The following is a 16,852-nucleotide window of genomic DNA, read 5'->3' on the forward strand; positions in this document are numbered from 1 at the left end:
CCTGCTGCATTGGTGATCAACATAGAGTTGGCTGCGCCTTCTTTGATCGATACTTGGTATGGATCGATTGCTGTGCCGCTTCCTGTTACATCGATAAAGTCACTGCCGCCAATGGTGATCGCTTCGTTTGCTACATTGGTTAAGTATTCTTCAAAGCTTGAGTAAGTGTCTCCGTTTACTGTGATCGCTTCGTTTACAATATCGTTATAGATGCTCTCGAACTGGTTTACTACCGCTGCCGGTACGTCAATGATTGTTGGTACGCCTGCTTCGTTTGTATAGGTATAGGTTCCGTCTCCGTTGTTAACCAACGTGGTTACAGTCTCATTTGCTTTTACAATCGTTGATAAGCTTGCCCATTCTACATCGCCTGCTGCATTGGTGATCAGCATTGAATTCGCTGCACCTTCTGCTATTGATACTACATATGGACTTGCTGCTGTTCCTGCTCCCGTTACCGTGATGAACTCGCTGCCACCAATGGTGATCGCTTCGTTTGCTACATGAGTTAAGTATTCTTCAAAGCTTGTGTAAGTGTCGCCGTTGATGGTGATCGCTTCGTTTACAATATCGTTATAGATGCTCTCGAACTGGTTTACTACTGCTGCTGGTACGTCAATGATTGTCGGTACGCCTGCTTCGTTTGTATAGGTATAGGTTCCGTCGTTGTTGTTAACCAAAGTGGTTACCGTTTCGTTTGCTTTTACAATGGTTGATAAGCTTGCCCATTCTACATCGCCTGCTGCATTGGTGATCAACATAGAGTTGGCTGCGCCTTCTTTGATCGATACTTGGTATGGATCGATTGCTGTGCCGCTTCCCGTTACATCGATAAAGTCACTGCCGCCAATGGTGATCGCTTCGTTTGCTACATTGGTTAAGTATTCTTCAAAGCTTGTGTAAGTGTCTCCGTTTACTGTGATCGCTTCGTTTACAATATCGTTATAGATGCTCTCGAACTGGTTTACTACCGCTGCCGGTACGTCAATGATTGTTGGTACGCCTGCTTCGTTTGTATAGGTATAGGTTCCGTCTCCGTTGTTAACCAACGTGGTTACAGTCTCATTTGCTTTTACAATCGTTGATAAGCTTGCCCATTCTACATCGCCTGCTGCATTGGTGATCAGCATTGAATTCGCTGCACCTTCTGCTATTGATACTTGGTATGGATCGGCTGCTGTGCCGCTTCCCGTTACATCGATGAAGTCACTGCCGCCAATGGTGATCGCTTCGTTTGCTACATGAGTTAAGTATTCTTCAAAGCTTGTGTAAGTATCACCGTTTACTGTGATCGCTTCGTTTACAATATCGTTGTAGATGCTCTCGAACTGGTTCACTACTGATGCTGGTACATCGATATTGGTGATCGTTCCGTCTTCGCTGGTATACGTATAAGTTCCGTTGCCGTTGTCTGCAAGGGTCGTTACCGTTTCGTTCGCTTTTACAATATCCTGCATGTTGATTACATGTGTAGCTCCTGATTGGTCTACATACGTAAATTGTGTTCCATCGTAATAAACATTCCCGCCCACATAAGTATCGCCCAATACCTCGATCAACTCGTTTAATACGTTGACATCACCTAAAATAGTTTCTATATTATTAATGACATTATCGGTAGCATCAATTATAATAGTATCTCCGGCTTCGTTTGTGAAAGTATAAGTCCCGTCAGGGTTTTTAACTACCGATGTCGGGATATTTATTGACGACAAAGGTATAGAAACGGTATTACCATCACTGTCTGTCAGTACTAAATCTGTTCCAACTACTGTTAAACTTTGATTGGTTGTGTTTTTATCTAATGCTACAACATCGGCATCGTTAACAATACGCATCCATCTGTCATCATACCAATAGTAATAACCTGGTGTAACATCGTTTTGAGTATTTGTGTTAAATACTAACAAACTGTTAACGTTACCATTCTGGATGGTTGACGCGTCTACTGAACTGGTTAACCCCACTCGTGGAATTAAAATACCTTTATTGTTGGATACAACATCCAATTGTGTTGACTGGTTTGGAGTTAAAGTTCCTATACCAACCTGACTATAAGACTGTAAGCCTACTAATAATAAAGATACCGAAAGTAATTTTTTATTCATAGCATTATTCCATTTAGTTAATTATTATCATTTTCTAAAATGTTAAATTAATCTAAAATCAAGAGGTACAAATAGCAAGAATTTGCTATTTTTTTGATCTATTCTATAAAATAGATATAAACGAAGAATACTAAGTTTTATAAAATGTTATCATCCTGAAATTTAATGAAAGATCTATTTTTTTAAGTCCAATTTTTATAACTAAAAAGCTGGTTGGATCAAATCCAACCAGCTTTTACAACTTTTAACTACATTAAACCTAATAAAAATTATCTTGTTGTATACCCGCCATTAGCAAAGATTGTCTGACCAGTAATCCACCAACCATCTGTCACCAAAAATTCTACTAATGGAGCTATATCCTTAATATCGGTCAGTCCACCCAAAGCCGAAGCTGATTTATGATAAGCTACAGCATCATCTGATTCCTGTCCATAAAAAAATGGTGTATCCATAGGACCCGGAGCTACTGCTGTTACAGAGATACCTCTTTCTCCAAATTCCTTTGAAGCTGCTCTTGTGAAGTGCTCTACAGGTGCTTTCATACCAGCATATGTTGAATACAATCCGGTGTACGCAGCCAATAGTGAGGTTAAAATTGTGCAGATTTTACCATTTTTATTAACTTTTTTACCTGCTTCCTGAAGAAAGAAATAAGCCGCTTTTGAGTTTACATCTGACATAGTATCATATTCTTCTTCTGTAGTATCAACAAAAGGTTTTTTCAATACCATACCAACAGTATTTATAGCAATATCAATTCCACCAAATTTAGATATAGTCATATCAAAAAACTTTGACACATTAGCTACTTTTGTTAGATCGCCCTGAAACAAAAATGCCTCTGCTCCCATTGCTTGAACATCTGCCAAAGTTTTTTCACTTTCTGCTTTTGAACCTTCACTGTTATAATGAATAGCTAATTTGGCACCTTTAGCAGCAAAATTTCTGCTTAATAGCGCTCCCAAATTCTTACCACCTCCAGCAATAAGAACTACTTTACCTTTTAAATCGTTGTTTCTCATAATAAATTTCTTTCTAAATATGTGTTTACTAAAAAAATGTAAACAGTTGTTATAAAGTAAATTTATCAAACAATTACTCTTAATCAATAGCAACATTTTGCTATATTTAATGCTTAAATATTATATCTATAACTTACACTAATTCCAGCAACATGCAATAAAAGTTCCTCTTTAATAGCATTTTGTACGTCTTTCTGTGATTCTGCATTACTTTTCATAATGAAAGATATTTCTAAGAAAACTAAATTGTTATTTACACATAAAGTTTGAGTCTTATTTTATCAAAACTGGTATATAGTAGTAAAATAAATTACAAAATTATATCAGTATCAATTTATATTAAAAATAAACTTACTATCATTTTGCTAATTCTTTTTCAGGTTAAACAGAAACTATCAACATTTTGCTTACGATTAATAATTTCCATTAAAGTTTAAATACGAATCAATCGCAATAAAACCATAATACAGGCTTCTTTTTTGGATAAGAGCTTGAAATTCTGTATCTTTGACAAAATGCTTCATTGAACATGAATTTCAAGCAAATTATTTAAATCTTTACCCCACTCTATTTTTATATTAGAGCATATTACGTTTAGATTTTCATCATTATACCATCATTTGTTTTGTTTAATCTCAACAAGAATAAGAGATAACATCAGAACAAGATATAATCAAAAGTCTTTATTAAGAAAAAACTTATCGAAAGCAGGTCTGTGTTTAATTTTTACGCAGAATCCTGATATTACTTAGGATAAGTTTTATACTATCCAGAAAGCAGTTCAATGATTTGCATAACTAATTCAATTAAATATTAATTTAAAAACAAACGTTATGACAGACAGAAAAAAAATAAATGATCGGTTATTAGCTGTATTATTAATTATCATAGGTGGCGCATCGATAATAATTTATACCAACAGCTTTTTAATCAGTTAAAAAATCTATTAAATATATTGTGCCCATACTTTCAAAGAAAGTTAAAATATAGCATACAACAGTAAATGCACTCGTTTTTATTTAGATAAGGTGGCTACAGAAAGGTCTGTTCCACCTTATTTTTTTATTCTTAAAAACCATTAAGTTATCCACACGATATTTCATAGTTAGTGGATCTTTGTAATTAAAAAAACAACTATATTTTTAGCAATAAAAAAAGGTATACAATTACTTGTATACCCCTATTTTTTTAACAAACAGATTGTTGTTATTTTCTTTTAACGTTAACCGCCATAAGACCTTTTTGTCCGCGTTCGATATCAAATGTTACTTCGTCATTCTCACGTACTTCATCCAATAATCCTGAATTATGTACAAATACATCTTCGTTACCATTTGTTTGCGAAATAAAACCAAATCCTTTAGTTTCATTGAAAAATTTAACTGTGCCTTCTTGCATCTTGTTATTTATTTAAATTAATTATTCTGTTATTTTTTAACTTCAATTGCCTGATATCCTCTCGGTGTCAGTTCTTTTTTATAGCTCACTTTATTGTGCTTTTCAATCGTTTGGCTAAGCTGTCCTACATGGAAAAAAACATTTTCTCCACTTCCGTCTTCTGTAATAAAACCAAAGCCTTTTTCGCTAAGATAGGTTACTATTCCGGTAAAATCATCATTATGACGTGCTGCCGATTCCTGTGCCTTTTTTGCTCTAGCCAAATCTGCATCTCTGTTTTGAAGATGCGGTGGCACTTCTGTAAAGTGTCCGTTTACATCAACATAAACAATCATATCGTCAAGGGTTTTGCCTTTATTGTTATTGTCTTTTCGATCTTCCCTTCTTAACTGCTTGTCCTTTAATTTCTTTATTTTTTTCTTGGTATATTCTTTCTTTGTAAAAGATTCTGCCATGTTGTATCGTTTAAATTAATAATTGAGCTTTATTGTACTGCAACCGACATATTAAAGCCTATAAGTTTCTGTATATTGATCAGTTCCTTTTTTTCTTCGTGGTCGCAAAATGAAACTGCGGTTCCTTCATAACCTGCACGTCCGGTTCTACCTATTCTGTGCACGTACGTTTCGGGTACGTTAGGCAGTTCATAGTTTACCACATGTGGCAGTTCGTCTATATCGATTCCCCTTGCGGCAATATCAGTAGCTATAAGAACCCGTATTTTTGAATTTTTAAAATCGTCCAACGCCCTTTGTCTGGCATTTTGTGATTTATTACCATGTATTGCAGCAGCATGAATACCTGATTTAAGCAGGTTTTTTACGAGCTTGTCTGCACCGTGTTTTGTTCTTGCAAAAACCAATGACCGATTAATGGTCTGATCATCTAGAATATGAACAAGCAGATCGAACTTATCATTCTTTTCAACAAAATATACCGATTGTTTTACCGTTTCTGCTGTTGATGATACCGGTGTAACGTTTATTTCTTTCGGGTTGTTAAGTATTGAATGTGCAAACTTTCTTATTTCCTGTGGCATAGTAGCCGAGAAAAACAGTGTTTGTCTTTTTGCTGGAACTTTAGCAAGGATTTTTTTAACATCGTTTACAAAGCCCATATCCAACATACGGTCGGCTTCGTCAAGTACCAATATTTCAATATGTGACAATTTAATACAGCCTTGTGACACTAGATCTAAAAGTCTGCCCGGAGTTGCTATCAATATATCCACACCTCTGTTTAGTGCAGCTACCTGTTTTCCCTGCGGCACACCGCCAAAAATTGCCAGATGTTTTAGGTTTAGAAACATTCCGTAGGTCTTGAAATTTTCGCTTATCTGTACTGCCAGTTCCCTAGTTGGTGTAAGTATCAAGGTACGGATACCTTTCACTGTTTCTTTATTTTTATCTAACAACTGTAAAACTGGTATGGCAAACGATGCCGTTTTTCCTGTTCCGGTCTGTGCGCAACCAATTACATCGTTTCCGTTAAGTATGTGTGGTATGGTTTGATGCTGTATTTCGGTTGCCTTTGTATATCCGGCTTCTGTAACTGCCTTCATAATAGGCGGTATAATGTTTAATTCTTTAAAATTCATAATGATATGTACCGGAATACCGGTTTCATTTCGATTTTCCCAACTGCCGTATGCGGTCAAAATTATCGGATTTGCTAAAAAAGCAGTTCCTCTTTTACAACAGTAAACAGCGGTTTACGGTTAAGTACATACTTTTTTAATGCGTCACTACTATAATGACTGCTGTTGGTTTGCAAATTCCTTATATGAAGCGCACCGCTACGTGTCTGCATTTTTTAAATCCCGTAAAGCTTTTTTTAATCAGCTTAATGGATAACAGGAAATGTGCAATGATTTTACTGTTGATATTTTACCTGTGGGAAAACTATAAATCTTGTATGTGCTTTCTTAAAGACACATTTCAGATTTGCCAATGAAATCTTTTTAAAAATAAAAGTGGCAACTGAGGAAAGTCAAGACTGAGAGAGAAAAATTGATGGTTAAACTTTTTCAGAAGAGGCAAAAACAAAAGCCTGTTAATAAATTCTTTACAAAGATATAAAAATATTTTAATATTTATACTTTTTTTAATTAAAATTATTAAATATTTATTTTCAAAAACTATATTTTTTGATTTTATTATAACAACATCACTCACATACTCTGATATCGCAAGTAATCTTACATGCTTTTTTAATAAGTAGCAACGATATAGTTTAAACGATATCAAGCATTAAATAAAAAAGAACCTGCAAAACGCGTAATTTCCATTTAATAATGGGTATCTTTACAAATATGACCGATTTAATTAAATATACACTGCTTTTTGCAGGCACCGCTGTTGGAGTTATTGTACTTGCAATAACTGTACAAGAGTTTATAGGATTTTACTACACTGCAAAAGCGAACACTCGCAAAAAATAAATTTTTAAAAGCAGCCTAAAGCTAAACGCTATCATCTACACCTCAATTGTTTTATGTAGCGATGCTACAAAATTTCTGGCTGAACTATTTTCAATAACCTTTTCTTTGAGGAGATTTTGTTTTCTTAAAATTGCAGATAACAAAAAACACCATTTTTCAGGTGCTTTATTTTAAGTTCCGATTAAAGAACTTCGGGACTTAACTGTTCTGTAAGTACGTTGTCGTACACACTTTTTACGTTTCTGTTCAAGAAATGTATCATTGCTATGATTAAAAGCGGTGCTAAAATCGCTATAACCACAAGAATAAATCTGTCTGTTTTACCTATATGCACGCTAAACATATCTAACCTTAAAAGGATTGAATGCACTGACCCACTCTATATTACTCTCTCGATCGTTAGAGTCGTACCATTGGCTGGTAACGATATCAAAATAAGACAAAACGGTCAAATACATATTATTTAATTTTCTGTTTACCATGTACAGACCCGATTCCTGTGGCCGGCATTCGGGATAGGTAAGCCATCTTACTACTTTCATAATTTTATCATTTAAAGATTTAAAAAACTTTTTAAGTAGTTTCTATTGCATTTTATAAGTTATACAAGGTAGTGATAATAAACCGCTTTAGATGCAAAAACACCAAATGATTAAAAATAAAACACCTACCCAACCGGGCAGGTGAAATTTAAATAAAACAAAGATGTTTTTAAAGGTACGCTATTAAATCTGATAATACTCTTTTTTAAAGTTTATAAAAAAAGCGGACAGTTGTCCGCTTTTAATCAATTATTCATAATATTCTTTTAATAGTAAACCAAACTCTATTTCTGATGTTTGTTAATTATATCAATAACTTCTGATCTTTTTTTGTTGATACGTGTTTCAATACGGTTCAACAATTCGTTTCCTTTACCTGCTTCAAATTTTAAATCGTCGTCTGTCAATTGTGAAAACTGTTCTTTTAACTTTTTTGACGATGCATCCCAATTTGTAGTTTTGAAACCTTCTTGCTTTGGATTGTTTTCCATGGTAAATTATTTTGTCACAGCTTAAATGCTGATATGTAAATGTAGGCATACATAAGTGCAATAATCACAATAGCGAATTAATTGAAAATCATTAAAATACAAATTTAATATATATCATTAACAGCTGTTGTACCTTTTCAAAGTTTGACAGTGTTTTTCAAAAATATGAACTAATGTACAGTATCCATCTCGTGCATATTAAAGAATGAAAGTCCCAAATAAATGTTCCATGTGTAAATAATTAATGAATTTAAGATAATAAAAGCGAAAATCGAGAGTTATCTCCATATTAAAAATAAGTCATCAATCATTTTACAACAACATAGTAATTAAATGAAAAATCTAAACCAACAATAAAGTCACTTAACGAGATTCCGCATGATACCCATGTGGTAATAAAAGGAGCCTTTTTTATAAATGCCAAACTTACCAATTCGGGTGACGGGCATGCACACTAAAATTGTTTCAACATGAAAAAAGATACAGAAAAAAAACTTCTAGATAAAAAAACCACACCTACAAGCATGCGTATTCTGGTTTTTGACTTTTTAGAACAACAGCAGACCGCAATGTCCTTATCTGAAATAGAACATCATTTTTACAAGGCTGACAGGGTTACCATTTACAGAACCTTAAAAACTTTTGAAGAAAATGGAATTGTTCACAGTATTCAGGAAAACAACACTACAAAATACATGTTGTGCCACGATGGATGCGATCAGGAGACACACAAAGACAGACATCTGCATTTTTATTGTAAGATGTGTAAAAAAACGACCTGTAAGGAGGATTTTATAATTCCGAAAAGTGAGAGACTGGAATACCGTATCGATGAAATACGTTTTTTTGCAAAAGGCATTTGTGAAAACTGTATGAAAGAAAGTTTGCAATAGCATTGCACGTACGTCCTGCTTAAATTTGTTGTAATAATAAAATTAAGTAACAACTGTCATGAAAAACTATCTGAAAGAAACACAGCTACTAGATTACAGCGACAAAAGCATACAGAAACTTATTGAACAAAAACAATGGAAAAAATTGGAAGTTGTCGATCGAATTAAAAGTATTTACAATTTTGTAAGAGACGAAATTAAGTTTGGATACAATACGGCTGATGATATTGCTGCTTCCGAAATCTTGAAAAACGGCTTTGGACAATGCAACACTAAAGCAACGTTGTTAATGACCTTGTTGCGAGCTGTTGAGATTCCTAACCGTATTCATGGTTTTACAATTGATAAAGCATTGCAAAAAGGAGCGATTACAGGAATTTGGTATATACTATCGCCACAAAATATCTTGCACAGTTGGGTTGAAGTTTTGGTTAACAAACAATGGTATTTTATGGAGGGTGTAATTTTAGATAAAGTATATCTGGGTAAACTTCAGCAAGAAAACCCCGAATGTAAAACTACTTTTTGTGGTTTTGGAGTTTACACAGATAATTTTCAAAACCCTGCAATAGATTGGAGTTTAAACAATACATTTATTCAGGACAAAGGCATTAATCAAGATTTTGGTGTATTTGATACTCCCGATGAATTTTACAGAAAGCATCAACAAAAATTGAATGCTTTTAAAAGATTTGTTTTTAAAAACTTCGTCCGGCATATAATGAACAGTAATGTGGAAAGAATCAGAAATTCAAAGTAATGTAATTTAAAATACAAATTTATGAAAGATACACAGCACAATCATCAGCATACAAAACATCATGATCATGATCACGATCACAACGGACATGATCACAGCGCAAATGAAGGAAGTTCTTTTAAACTTTTTTTACCGGCAGTAATTTCATTTGTATTATTAATTCTGGCAATTTCTTTTGATAATTGGTTTCCGCAATCCTGGTTTACAGGTTGGGTCAGAATTGTTTGGTATCTTGTTGCCTATGCACCTGTTGGTTTTCCTGTAATTAAAGAAGCATTTGAAAGCATCCCTAAAAGCGATGTGTTTTCAGAATTTTTATTAATGGGCATTGCTACCATCGGAGCATTTGCCATTGGCGAATATCCCGAAGCTGTTGCCGTAATGTTGTTTTACGCCGTTGGCGAAGTTTTTCAAACATTAGCCGTAACAAGAGCAAAAGCCAGTATAAAAACCTTGCTTGACCAAAGACCTGATGAAGTAACAATTTTAGAAAACAACCAACCTAAAACCGTAAAAGCTGAAAGCGGAAATATCGGAAATATCATTCAATTAAAACCCGGAGAAAAATTGGGTTTAGATGGCGAATTATTATCAGAAATAGCCTCATTCAACACCGCTGCATTAACCGGAGAAAGCAAACCCGACACCAAAACAAAAGGCGAAACTGTTTTAGCAGGAATGATAAATTTAAACACCGTAGCACAAGTAAAAGTAACCACGGCATATACAGATAGTAAGCTATCAAAGATTTTGGAATTGGTTCAAAACGCCACCGCACAAAAAGCACCAACAGAATTATTCATCAGAAAATTTGCAAAAATTTACACCCCGATTGTGGTGTTGTTAGCAATTGCCATTTGCCTCTTGCCTTTTGCTTTTGTTGAAAATTACGAGTTCAAAACTTGGCTATACCGAGCATTGGTTTTCCTTGTTATTTCTTGTCCGTGCGCTTTGGTTATCAGTATTCCTTTAGGATATTTTGGTGGAATTGGTGCAGCATCTAAAAATGGAATTTTATTCAAAGGAAGTAACTTTTTAGATGTAATTGCAGGTATTCAGAATGTTGTGATGGATAAAACCGGAACGATGACCGAAGGCGTTTTCAAAGTGCAGGAAGTTAATTTGAAACCTGAATTGAATAAAGACGAAATTCTAAAATTAGTCAATGCTTTGGAAAGCCAGAGTACGCATCCTGTTGCCACAGCCATTCATCAATATGTAGGAGAAATTAACAATTCTATAAAATTAGAAAACACAGAAGAAATAGCAGGTCACGGTTTAAAAGCTATCGTAAACGGAAAAGAATTATTGGTAGGGAATTTCAAACTGATGAACAAGTTCAATATCAGTTATGATTTAGACCCAAGTACGATTGTTTATACTTTAATCGCCATTGCTTATGATGGAAAATTTGCAGGTTACATTACCATTGCCGACAGCATTAAAGAAGATGCACAAATTACGATTGACAAACTAAAAGCATTCGGTGTAAAAACCACCATGCTGAGTGGAGATAAAAGCACCGTGGTAAAATTTGTTGCCGATAAATTGGGAATTAATAATGCCTTTGGCGATTTATTGCCGGAAGATAAAGTTAATAAAGTAAAAGAATTGAAAGCCAAAAACGAAACCGTTGCTTTTGTTGGCGATGGCGTGAATGATGCGCCGGTAGTGGCTTTGAGCGATGTAGGGATTGCAATGGGCGGTTTAGGAAGTGATGCCACTATTGAAACTGCGGATGTTGTAATTCAGGATGATAAGCCAAGCAAAATCCCAATGGCAATAAACATCGGGAAGCAAACTAAGAAAATAGTTTGGCAGAATATCATTTTAGCATTTGTAGTAAAAGGGATTGTGCTTATTTTGGGAGCAGGTGGTTTAGCCACAATGTGGGAAGCTGTTTTTGCAGACGTAGGTGTGGCATTATTGTCCATTTTAAATGCGGTGAGGATTCAGAGGATGAAATTTTAAATAATCCAGATGAAGAGCAAACAACAGAGCGAAAACAATAAGAAGTATAAGACTATTTTTATTGTTGCTGGTGCTTTGATTATGAACTTTTTCTCGAAAACCGCACATTAAAGGAAATAGATTCTCTTCAAGATTCGCTAAAATTTACCAAAGTAGCTTTTCAATTAACTCTTTGGATGTTTTCGAAAAACACCTACAAACAAAACAATAAAAAGATAATAAAGAATAGTGCTTTTCTTAAAAATATATTGTATAGCTATGATAAATTTAATAAAAAAGAAGCTATTCACATTATCATCTATAATATAAAAGCCATTAAGAAATATATTATTTTACTGAAATTATTTTACTGAAATTATTTCTCTTTTCACAATAGAAATGCATATTTTTACACTTATAAAGCAAAAAGTGGGTTAATCCCCACTTTTTTATTTCTTAATTATTCAACATTACCGGCATAACAAGCATTGTTACTGTTTCGCCTTCGTCTAAACCATCGATTGGAGTTAAAATTCCGGCGCGGTTTGGTAACGACATTTCAAGTTGTATTTCGTCTGACTGTAAGTTGGTTAACATTTCACTTAAAAAGCGAGAGTTAAAACCAATCTGCATATCATCGCCTTTATAATCACACGTCAAACGTTCGTCTGCCTTGTTTGAATAGTCGATATCTTCAGCAGAAATGTTCAATTCTGTTCCTGCAATTTTTAAACGAATCTGGTGCGTTGTTTTGTTAGCGTAAATAGCCACACGACGAACCGAGCTTAAAAACTGCGTACGAGAAATAATCAGCTTGTTTGGATTTTCTTTTGGAATTACCGCTTCGTAATTAGGGTATTTTCCATCGATCAATCTACAGATCAACGTATAATTATCAAAACTAAACATTGCATTAGAATCATTGTATTCAATAGAAACCGCTGCGTCAGATGTTGCCAAAATATTCTTTAAAATGTTCAAAGGTTTTTTAGGCATGATAAAGTTTGCTTCTGCAGAACTTGTAACATCGGTTCTTGAATATTTAACCAATTTATGCGCATCGGTAGCAACAAAAATTACTCCTGTTGGTGCAAACTGAAAATAAACACCCGACATTACCGGACGTAAATCATCGTTACCGGCAGCAAAAATAGTTTTACTTATTGCGGTGTGCAATATTTCGGCTCCAATTTCAGCTTTCGACGGATCTTCTAACATTTCTGCTTTCGGAAACTCGTCGCCAGGTAAATATGCTAAAACGTATTTTCCTAAATCTGAACTAATTTCAATAGTACTGTTGTCTTTCACTGTGAAAGTTAACGGTTGTTCAGGGAACGTTTTTAGGGTTTCTAATAACAAACGTGCCGGAACTGCAATAGATCCTTCACTTGTTGATTCAATCTCTAAAGTAGCCGTCATGGTTGTTTCCAAATCCGATGCCGATACTTTTAATTGATTTTGATCAAGTTCAAATAAGAAATTATCAAGAATATGTAAGGTGTTGTTACTGTTGATAACGCTTCCTAAAACTTGTAATTGTTTCAATAGATACGAGCTCGATACAATAAATTTCATCCGTTTATTTTATTAATGCCTATGTTGGCAGGTTTCTACAAATATATTTCTTTTAAAGCGAAAAATAAAACTTTATTTTAGCAACTATTTTGTGTATTTCTTTTTGCGTAAAAAAGTAAAAACAAATCCGAAAACAGCCAATACAGCTAATGGTAAAACCACAATTATTATTTGAATGTAGTTGTAATCGGTATACACTTTTTCTTTGTCAAGCAACGCTAATTTCACCTGTTTGGTTCTTAAATTAATCAAGCCGTTATCATCTAACAGATAATTTACAGCGTTTACCAAGAACTCTTTGTTTCCGTACAAGGTGTTTGTCCATTTATCGTAACCTAATTCCATTGGTTGAGAATCCTGATCCAGCTGGTTTTTAACGATATCACCATCAGAAATTACAATCATCTTTGTCGGTTTTCCTTCTGTAAGATAATTATCAGTTTTAAAAGGAACGATTCTGTTTTTAAAGACCGATGTAAAATTCCCTTCTAACAAAACTGCCAGCGGAAACGATTGTGTTTTTATGGTTTTAGGATCGATTTTTTCTTGAATGGTTTTCGATAAACTTACGATACTTGGCGTTCCGACCTTAACAGAATAAGGCGATGACGACAATAATACCGTTTTCTTGATGTTGTTTTTCAACGTATCGATACTGTTTGCAAAATCGAATTTTACCACATCGATATTATTTACGATTGGATGTGCTGAAGAACCAACAACATACGGCGCAAATTTCCAATTGAAGGTTTCATAAACGGTTTCACTGCCTTGCTGGCCAACTGCCAGTTTTATTGGCGATCCCATTTCGTCTTTAACCAAATCGGGATTTACACGCACACCGTATTTAAACAGCATTTCGCCTAAACTTTGATCTTTCGGGTACACCAGCATTTCGCTTGTAGCATTGTACAAACTGTCCATATCTGCCTGAACCTGATCCAACATCCAGATTGATTTTCCGCCGTTCATTACAAACTGATCCAACACCTGAATTTGATTTTCACTGAACTCTTTTGTAGGCTTGGCAATAATCGCTAAATCGTATGCCTGTAAATCTTTTAAGGTTTTCTGCGGATTTGTCGCAACGCTGTCTAACGTAAAAGGTGCTATGAAATAACTGTCTTTTAAGGTTCGAAGAAAATCGGCAATGTACACATCATCTGGTTGGCCTATTCCTTTAATAATCGCGATTTTTTTAGATTTTTCGGTATTAACCTTATGAATTGCTTCGGTTATTGCATATTCTAAATGCTGAACAGACGATGCAATTTTATCTTCGGTTGTAGCTGTCATGGCATTTTTAAGCAACTGAATTTTTGCTCTTTTTTCGCCTTTTGTAGCAACTGCCCACGGAAAAACCATTTCTTGCGACTGCTTGCCTTTATCGTTTACAGAAATATTGATCGGTTTCATTCCATTTGCAAAAAGATTTTCAGCCATTTTCCCGGCTTCGTTTTCAGCTGATAACGGATCAACAAACAAAAAGTTAACGTTGCTATTGTAGGCGTTGAATTCTTCTAACAACTGCTTGCTTTCGGTTTGCAGTTTGCGTAATTCGGCAGGGAAATTTCCTTCTAAATAAACATCAATAAAAATTGGCTCGGTTAAGTTGCCTAGCACATTTTTAGTAGCTTCTGAAAGCGTATATCTTTTATCTGAAGTTAGATCAAACCTTTGAAAAATAAAACTTCCTGCAATATTCAAAACAATTAATACTGCTGCAATGCCTAAAAACGATTGTATACTTTTTTGCTTTTTCATTATTTACGAACGTTTTTTAGGTTAAACACAGTTGCCATTAAAAAGAAAGCGGTTACCGAAATAAAGTAGATCAAATCTCGGGTATCAATAACACCGCGACTTATACTTTTAAAATGATAGCTTATTCCTAATTTTTCTATTAATGTTGCAGATGATTTGAACAATTCTGCTAATTGATCGAACCCTAAATAAAGTACAAAACAGATTATTACCGCTAAAATAAACGCCACAATTTGATTGTCTGACAACGACGAGCAGAAAATTCCGATGCTTGTGTAAGCTGCAATTAAGAACATCAGTCCTAAATAAGAACCTAATGTGCTGCCTAAATCCATATTTCCTGCAGGCATTCCGTACGGGTTTAAAATAATAATGTATAAAACCGTTGGTAAAATTGCCAGCACAACCAGTAAAAAGGCGCCTAAAAACTTGCCGATAACAATTTGGTTTAAACTTAATGGCTTTGTTACCAATAGTTCAATGGTTCCTTGTTTACGCTCGTCTGAAATACTTTTCATAGTAATTGCAGGAATCAGCAAAAGCAAAACCAAAGGTGCCAATTGAAAAAACGGACTTAAATCGTTATAACCGCTTTGTAAAATGTTGTACTGCCCGTCTACAATCCAAAGGAAAATTCCATTTAAAATTAAAAACACGGCAATAACCAGATAACCTGTTAACGAACCAAAAAACGATTTGATTTCTCGTAGTAAAATAGCTTTCATATTATGGTAACGATACTAATTTATCAACACTCCACGCTTCGGGCTTATCATTAAAAAGCGCTTTTGTAAATGCCCAAACATCTTTAAAAAGATCAGAATTTCGGTAGTTTTCTAGATCCGTTTCTTCGTTCCAAATAGAATACGTGAAAAAGATACTCGGGTTGCTTTTGTCTTGATAAATTTCTAAAAAATTGTTCCCCGGAAAATTTCTGATATTCATTTTAACACCGTGAAAGTGTTGTAAAAACATCGGAATTTTCTCTTCGTGAAAACTCATTTTAACTATTCTAATAAACATATTTTAAATTTATTTATTCGGTAAATTCTATAATAACAGTGTCGCGGTACGATACACCAAAAAGGGTTTTCGCATTTCCTACATTCTCATAATCGGACTTATAAATCGACATTTGTAAAAAATCTAAATCATTAAATATAAACAACATATCGCCTTCATATTCACGCAACGTTTTACTGTCTGTATTAAAATCGGCATAATACTCGTTAATCTTTGTAATACGGTATCTAACCGCATTAATAACGTATTTTCGTCCATTCCTAATGCGTTCAAACAAATCTTTAGAAATATTAGTAACGGCATTTCCGTAATGATCTATATAAATAACAGATCCTCTAATCGAATTTTCGTCATCGGCAACTTTCGGACGCAATTCCACTAAAAGCTCACAATCGTTATAATTAATTTTAGTACCCAAACTGCTGCAAGGTACATTATTAAAAAGTTGTTTTGCAATGTGGGTGTATAAAGAAACGGTATCGTTGCATGAATTCGGAATATTTAAATCTACAATTTCCGTTTCGTCATCGGCAGTTGCCAATAAAGTAATAGCTCCGTTGTTTGCCGTTAAAAAAAAGTGATCGTTAAATTTTGTAAGCAGAAATGATGTTTGATCGAACATTTCAGCTTCAACCAAAACCATGTGCAAACTGCCTTTCGGAAAATTATTGTACGCCCCAAACAACACATAACTTGCATTGGCAATGTTATATAAATCTATACAGTGCGAAATATCAATTATTTGCACCAACGGCAATTCGGTCATTATTTTACCTTTTACCGATGCAACAAAATGATCCTTAATACCGTAATCTGTTGTTAGCGTAATAATTGACATTAATATTTTTTGTTAGTGTTTTTTAATATTTTTTGTTACATTTGA

The 16,852-nt window shown here is 34.4% G+C and carries 18 protein-coding genes; 4 read left to right on the top strand and 14 right to left on the bottom strand.

Translation table 11 applies throughout. The annotated features are described in order from the left end of the window. The 6 genes from F0460_RS05015 to F0460_RS16145 form a co-directional block, all read right to left on the bottom strand. Positions 1-2,108, bottom strand: a 2,108-nt coding sequence (locus F0460_RS05015) for a hypothetical protein (RefSeq protein ID WP_190304098.1), incomplete at its 3' end; no start/stop codon positions are given. A gap of 269 nt (positions 2,109-2,377) precedes the next feature. Beyond that, the gene (locus F0460_RS05020; protein ID WP_150010902.1) at positions 2,378-3,133 is read right to left on the bottom strand and encodes an SDR family oxidoreductase; all 756 of its coding nucleotides are present in this window, start codon (positions 3,131-3,133) and stop codon (positions 2,378-2,380) included. A 1,206-nt stretch (positions 3,134-4,339) separates the two neighbouring features. Further along, positions 4,340-4,531: a cold-shock protein gene (locus F0460_RS05025; RefSeq protein ID WP_150010904.1), complete on the bottom strand. Its 192-nt coding sequence runs from the start codon at positions 4,529-4,531 to the stop codon at positions 4,340-4,342. 29 nt (positions 4,532-4,560) lie between these two features. After that, positions 4,561-4,986: a cold-shock protein gene (locus F0460_RS05030; RefSeq protein ID WP_150010906.1), complete on the bottom strand. Its 426-nt coding sequence runs from the start codon at positions 4,984-4,986 to the stop codon at positions 4,561-4,563. A gap of 29 nt (positions 4,987-5,015) precedes the next feature. Then, positions 5,016-6,128, bottom strand: a complete 1,113-nt coding sequence (locus tag F0460_RS05035; protein ID WP_150011412.1) for a DEAD/DEAH box helicase — start codon at positions 6,126-6,128, stop codon at positions 5,016-5,018. A 74-nt stretch (positions 6,129-6,202) separates the two neighbouring features. After that, positions 6,203-6,340 (bottom strand): hypothetical protein, encoded by a 138-nt coding sequence (locus tag F0460_RS16145; RefSeq protein WP_190304099.1) that lies wholly within the window; start codon positions 6,338-6,340, stop codon positions 6,203-6,205. A 502-nt stretch (positions 6,341-6,842) separates the two neighbouring features. Here F0460_RS16145 and F0460_RS16355 point away from each other — a divergent pair. Continuing rightward, positions 6,843-6,971 carry a hypothetical protein gene (locus F0460_RS16355; protein ID WP_262714205.1) on the top strand — a complete coding sequence of 43 codons (129 nt, stop codon included), beginning with the start codon at positions 6,843-6,845 and terminating at the stop codon, positions 6,969-6,971. Positions 6,972-7,152: 181 nt separating this feature from the next. Here F0460_RS16355 and F0460_RS16150 read toward each other — a convergent pair whose 3' ends face one another. The 3 genes from F0460_RS16150 to F0460_RS05045 all read right to left on the bottom strand — a co-directional run bounded on the left by F0460_RS16150 (position 7,153) and on the right by F0460_RS05045 (position 8,004). Next, positions 7,153-7,314 (bottom strand): hypothetical protein, encoded by a 162-nt coding sequence (locus tag F0460_RS16150; protein WP_190304100.1) that lies wholly within the window; start codon positions 7,312-7,314, stop codon positions 7,153-7,155. Then, on the bottom strand, positions 7,307-7,513 hold the full coding sequence (locus tag F0460_RS05040) for a hypothetical protein (RefSeq protein ID WP_150010908.1): 207 nt from the start codon (positions 7,511-7,513) through the stop codon (positions 7,307-7,309). The genes F0460_RS16150 and F0460_RS05040 overlap by 8 nt, the downstream gene beginning before the upstream one ends. A 284-nt stretch (positions 7,514-7,797) precedes the next feature. Beyond that, on the bottom strand, positions 7,798-8,004 hold the full coding sequence (locus tag F0460_RS05045; protein WP_150010910.1) for a CsbD family protein: 207 nt from the start codon (positions 8,002-8,004) through the stop codon (positions 7,798-7,800). Between the two features lie 470 nt (positions 8,005-8,474). Between F0460_RS05045 and F0460_RS05050 the strand changes: the two genes are divergently transcribed. From F0460_RS05050 to F0460_RS05060, 3 genes are read left to right on the top strand one after another with little or no spacing between them, the layout of a single operon-like run. Next, positions 8,475-8,897: a Fur family transcriptional regulator gene (locus F0460_RS05050; RefSeq protein WP_150010912.1), complete on the top strand. Its 423-nt coding sequence runs from the start codon at positions 8,475-8,477 to the stop codon at positions 8,895-8,897. A 58-nt stretch (positions 8,898-8,955) separates the two neighbouring features. After that, a complete protein-coding gene (locus F0460_RS05055) occupies positions 8,956-9,657 on the top strand; it encodes a transglutaminase-like domain-containing protein (RefSeq protein ID WP_150010914.1) in 702 nt (233 codons plus the stop codon). A gap of 21 nt (positions 9,658-9,678) precedes the next feature. Continuing rightward, positions 9,679-11,628 (top strand): heavy metal translocating P-type ATPase, encoded by a 1,950-nt coding sequence (locus tag F0460_RS05060; protein ID WP_150010916.1) that lies wholly within the window; start codon positions 9,679-9,681, stop codon positions 11,626-11,628. Between the two features lie 435 nt (positions 11,629-12,063). On the opposite strand, the gene dnaN is transcribed toward F0460_RS05060, so the two are convergent. From dnaN to F0460_RS05085, 5 genes are all read right to left on the bottom strand, one after another. Beyond that, positions 12,064-13,182: a DNA polymerase III subunit beta gene (dnaN, locus tag F0460_RS05065; protein WP_150010918.1), complete on the bottom strand. Its 1,119-nt coding sequence runs from the start codon at positions 13,180-13,182 to the stop codon at positions 12,064-12,066. 84 nt (positions 13,183-13,266) lie between these two features. Continuing rightward, positions 13,267-14,946, bottom strand: coding sequence for a gliding motility-associated ABC transporter substrate-binding protein GldG (gene gldG, locus F0460_RS05070; protein WP_150010920.1), 1,680 nt, complete (start codon positions 14,944-14,946; stop codon positions 13,267-13,269). Then, positions 14,946-15,671: a gliding motility-associated ABC transporter permease subunit GldF gene (gldF, locus tag F0460_RS05075; RefSeq protein ID WP_150010922.1), complete on the bottom strand. Its 726-nt coding sequence runs from the start codon at positions 15,669-15,671 to the stop codon at positions 14,946-14,948. The genes gldG and gldF overlap by 1 nt, the downstream gene beginning before the upstream one ends. A 1-nt stretch (position 15,672) precedes the next feature. After that, positions 15,673-15,969, bottom strand: a complete 297-nt coding sequence (locus F0460_RS05080) for a putative quinol monooxygenase (RefSeq protein WP_150010924.1) — start codon at positions 15,967-15,969, stop codon at positions 15,673-15,675. 13 nt (positions 15,970-15,982) lie between these two features. Next, positions 15,983-16,807: an SAM hydrolase/SAM-dependent halogenase family protein gene (locus tag F0460_RS05085; protein WP_150010926.1), complete on the bottom strand. Its 825-nt coding sequence runs from the start codon at positions 16,805-16,807 to the stop codon at positions 15,983-15,985. Positions 16,808-16,852: the final 45 nt, after the last annotated feature.

Origin of the sequence: Paenimyroides baculatum, assembly GCF_008629655.1 — a bacterium.
GTDB lineage: Bacteria > Bacteroidota > Bacteroidia > Flavobacteriales > Flavobacteriaceae > Flavobacterium > Flavobacterium baculatum.